This window comes from Acrocarpospora corrugata (genome assembly GCF_009687845.1).
Classification (GTDB): Bacteria; Actinomycetota; Actinomycetes; order Streptosporangiales; family Streptosporangiaceae; genus Acrocarpospora; species Acrocarpospora corrugata.
This window is the reverse complement of record NZ_BLAD01000166.1, coordinates 1-3,580: the sequence shown is the minus strand read 5'-3', so window position 1 is coordinate 3,580 and position 3,580 is coordinate 1. Positions and strand designations below refer to the sequence as shown.

At 66.8% G+C, this 3,580-nt stretch carries 5 protein-coding genes; all 5 read right to left on the bottom strand.

Going from position 1 to position 3,580, the window contains the following annotated elements; genetic code table 11:
* The coding region (locus Acor_RS41885) for a hypothetical protein (RefSeq protein WP_155342310.1) at positions 1-977 on the bottom strand (977 nt) is incomplete at its 3' end.
* Between the two features lie 298 nt (positions 978-1,275).
* Positions 1,276-1,686 (bottom strand): helix-turn-helix domain-containing protein, encoded by a 411-nt coding sequence (locus Acor_RS41880; protein ID WP_155342309.1) that lies wholly within the window; start codon positions 1,684-1,686, stop codon positions 1,276-1,278.
* 24 nt (positions 1,687-1,710) lie between these two features.
* Positions 1,711-2,376 (bottom strand): SAM-dependent methyltransferase, encoded by a 666-nt coding sequence (locus Acor_RS41875; RefSeq protein ID WP_155342308.1) that lies wholly within the window; start codon positions 2,374-2,376, stop codon positions 1,711-1,713.
* Positions 2,377-2,390: 14 nt separating this feature from the next.
* Positions 2,391-2,582, bottom strand: a complete 192-nt coding sequence (locus tag Acor_RS41870) for a substrate-binding domain-containing protein (RefSeq protein WP_155342307.1) — start codon at positions 2,580-2,582, stop codon at positions 2,391-2,393.
* Positions 2,579-3,088, bottom strand: coding sequence for an iron chelate uptake ABC transporter family permease subunit (locus tag Acor_RS41865; RefSeq protein ID WP_170317372.1), 510 nt, complete (start codon positions 3,086-3,088; stop codon positions 2,579-2,581). The genes Acor_RS41870 and Acor_RS41865 overlap by 4 nt, the downstream gene beginning before the upstream one ends.
* Between the last annotated feature and the right edge of the window lie 492 nt (positions 3,089-3,580).

Sequence of the window (3,580 nt, the reverse complement as noted above, 5' to 3'; positions counted from 1 at the left end):
CTGCCCAGGCTCGAGATGGCAGCCTCGATGGCCGCGACGAACGTCGGACCAATCGCGATCGTTGCCTGACCGAGAGCCGTCTTTATGCGCTGAAGCCGCGTCTTCGCCTGAGGTACGTCGAGCTCTCCAGCCTGACCTTCCTGCTCGATCTTGTCGATCTCCGTGCGGAGGACAGCGACCTCGTCCTCCGGAAGCCCCAAGGCGTCGGCCATGGAGCGGATGCCGTCAAGCGTGGGCATCAGCTTCTTGACGTCAACCTGCTCCTGACGCTGGTTGACGTTTCCGGAGTTTGTCGCGGCGGCCTGACCGTAGTTGTCGCCGTGGATGGTGACGCCCCCGTGGTTCTTCATGGACGTGTCCTTCTTGTAGGTTGCGATGTCTCCGCCGTAGTCCTCGATGCAGTCCCGACCCTTGGTGGTGAGCATGGCCGCCCAGACCTGCCCACCCCAGGACGTCTCGATGTCGATGAGCTGGTTTCCCGCCAGCCAATGGCTCGCTTGGTCGACGTGGGTCTCCTCCAGCAGTGCGCCCCACACGCAGACCAGAGGCGAGGAGTAGAAGTCCGCGACGCGGTGGAGCCCGCCAGGCGCGGCGGCGGCCTCGGTCTTCTGATAGAGCCACCGAAGAAGCGCCAGACGCGCGGTGACTCGGCGTTCCTCCGAGTCCTCCCGCCGCTCGCGCATCTGCTGCGCTGCGGCTCTTCCTGCGTCGCGCAGCCGGAACGACCAGTCCGGGAAGTTGACGATGCCCTTCTGGATGTCGACCCAGCCGCGGCCGGAGAACTCCAGGATCAGGCTCTCGGCGAAGGGCCGGATGAGGTCGAAGTCGCTGGACTGGTCCAGTGACTCGGCCATCTCATCGAAACGCGGCGCGCGACTACGGTCCTTGTCAGAGAAGGTCAGCAGTAGGTCCAGAAAACGGTCCTCAGCGACATCACGGTTGTTGAGTGCGACCCCCCGGTCGCGCAGGTTGACCACCTACGGCAGCGTAGTGGCGCTGTGATCTGGTTTGAAACGGAAAGAAACGGAGTGCAGCTCTGGTACTCGCAGGGCGTCTCGGATCGTGGTGGACCCATTGGTTGCCCGGGTCACCTCGCAGAAGCAGGTGACCCGGGCTTAGGTAGCCGCCCAGAACGTCAAGCCTGTGTTTGAGCCTTTCGAGATCGCGTAGGTCAGCTCGGCGGACAGTCGTCTCCGTGCCAGCCGTCGGGCGTGAGCAGGTAGGCCACGACCATCTCGGTGGGTAGGTCGGCCAGTTCGGCCCAGCCCTCCTTTGTCAGGGCCGGTCGGGTCGCGCGGAGGAGTGGATACAGGTTTTCGTGATGGTCCGGACGACCTTCTCCAGGGTTATCTTGAAGGTCTGGATCGGCGCGGACTCGGGCGACAGGTATTCCACGGTCAGGTTCCCGAACTGCCGGGTCCGCGAGCGCACGCGCGGGTCGGGCGCTTTCCACATCAGCAGCTCGTCAAGGCTCAGCCGCAGCGCGCGGGTGATCGGGAGCAGCAACTCGAGGTTGGGGGCGCGCTTGTCGGCCTCAAGCCGGGAGAGGGTGGAGGCGGAGATGCCGGTCGTGTCCGACAGCGCCTCCGGCGTGAAGTCGCGTTTCCGGCGCGCGGCGCGCAGCCACGGCCCGACCTCACGCAGGACCGCGTGCGTGAGGTCGGGCGCCTGCCGGTCTTCCGCCATGCTCACTTCCCACCACCAACGGGGTCAGGTCCCGGCTTCGCGCCGGTAGTGCAGAAGGTGGTCTTCGCGGATACCCGGTTCCCCGGCGGGCGAGGTCACCTCGATGGCGACGGTCTCGGCCCGGATCGTCTGCCATTCCCCGTCGGCCAGGCGCAGGGCCGCGATGTTCTCCGCGGGCGTCTGCACGGTGAGGTTGATCGGGTGCTCGGTGAGTCCTTCCGGCAACTTCGGATGCCAGGAGGGGACGCTCTGGTGGGAGACCACGAGCAGATGCCCGCCGGGGGCGACCGCCCCGGCCGCGCGCCGCAGGATCTGCTCCCGCTCGCCCGGGGCGGCGACCGGCGAGTGCAGGAACTGGGCCGAGACGAGGTCGAACGACCCCTCTGGGAAGTCCGCCGCGAGGTCATGCCGCGCGAACGTGATCCGGTCGGCGAGCCCGGCTCGGGTGGCGTTCTCCCGGGCCCGCTCGATGGCGATGTCGGACACGTCGACGGCGGTCACCCGCCAGCCGTCGTGGGCGAGCCAGATCGCGTCGGCACCCTGCGCGCAGCCGAGGTCCAGCGCCGATCCGGGCGCGAGTCCCTCGACCTCGCTGATCAGATACCGGTTCGGGTCGCGCTGTACGCCTGTGCCGATGCTGTCGTGGAGCTTGTCCCAGAACTCGCGGGTGATCTGTGTCTTGTCGGTCATGGTTGGAATCCCTTTCACTTGGTCGAGGTCGTCACGTCGGCGGCCACCGATTCGAGGGTGGCGATGACTCCGACGCCACCACCCTGCGGCCCGCTCTCGTCCAGGCCGTGGACGTGCCCGTCCCGCACCGCTTCCAGGTTCGACAGCGTCTGCTTGAGTTGGTCGATGGCGGCCTGCTCGTCGCCGACGTAGTTGACGAAGATCACGTCCGGTGCCATCCTCGCCCTCGGCGGGCCAGCGCGACGATCCCGGCGAACGCGGCCAACGCCCCGGCGAATGCGGCGGCGGCGACACCGAACCGGCTCAGGCCCGCGCCGAGGACGATGGCCGCGACGGCGCCCAGGCTCGCACCGGGGGTCACGCCGATCACATAGTGGTCGCCGAGCGGGTTGCGCACGACGGCCTGGATCACGACCCCGGTGACGGCGAGCGCGGTTCCGACCAGCACCCCGGCCAGGACCCGGGGCACCCGGACGTCCCAGATGATCTGATCGTGCACCGGGTCGGTCACCGCCGGGGACCCGAACACGTGCGCGCCCATGACCTGCCCGATGGTCTCCAGCGGGATCGTGACCGAACCGATCATGACGCCGAGGATCGCGATCACGAGCACCGCGGCGGCGGCTCCCCGCCACACCCGGCCCCGGCTCCGGCGGGCGGTGCGCGGTATGGGAGCGTGAGGGCGCGCGAACGCGTCGGTGTGCACCGTCACCCCAAACTGATAACTGTTTTCAATAAGTACGAGATGACGGTACGAGGTGGTCCGGGCTGCGAGCAAATTCTCTTGCCGAAACGGCAAGAAGTCGCCGGGTCGCGCGTTCCAGTGAGTCCGCCTGCCGATATTTCCATCCGTCCAGGTCACGGTCTTTCAGGGCTTCTCTCGCAGGCAGGCTTCGATTCCTGAAGAGGCGGCAGTGAAGCGGTCCGGATTCAGTGGAGGCTCTCGTGTGGACCGAGGAACGCGTATCCCAATGGCGAGCCGAGTAATCGGCGCGTATCGAAGCCACACGCCGGACAGGGGCCAGAGTCGATGTGATCGGCTGCTATTTCTCCACCCCACGCCCCTCACCAATCATGGTGGCTCTTCGAGCTTGATCGGGGAGTGGTAAAAGGAGGTTCCTGGGTCTGGTCACTATGAGTGACGGCAGAGGCTGAAGTTCACCCCGGAACTGAGATGCCCGCGGCTCTCGTAGATCATGGCTGG

Coding starts and splice junctions, on each gene's coding strand:
- Acor_RS41880 (WP_155342309.1), bottom strand. CDS start 1,686: ATGGCGGAAGACCGGCAGGCGCCCGACCTCACGCACGCGGTCCTGCGT.
- Acor_RS41875 (WP_155342308.1), bottom strand. CDS start 2,376: ATGACCGACAAGACACAGATCACCCGCGAGTTCTGGGACAAGCTCCAC.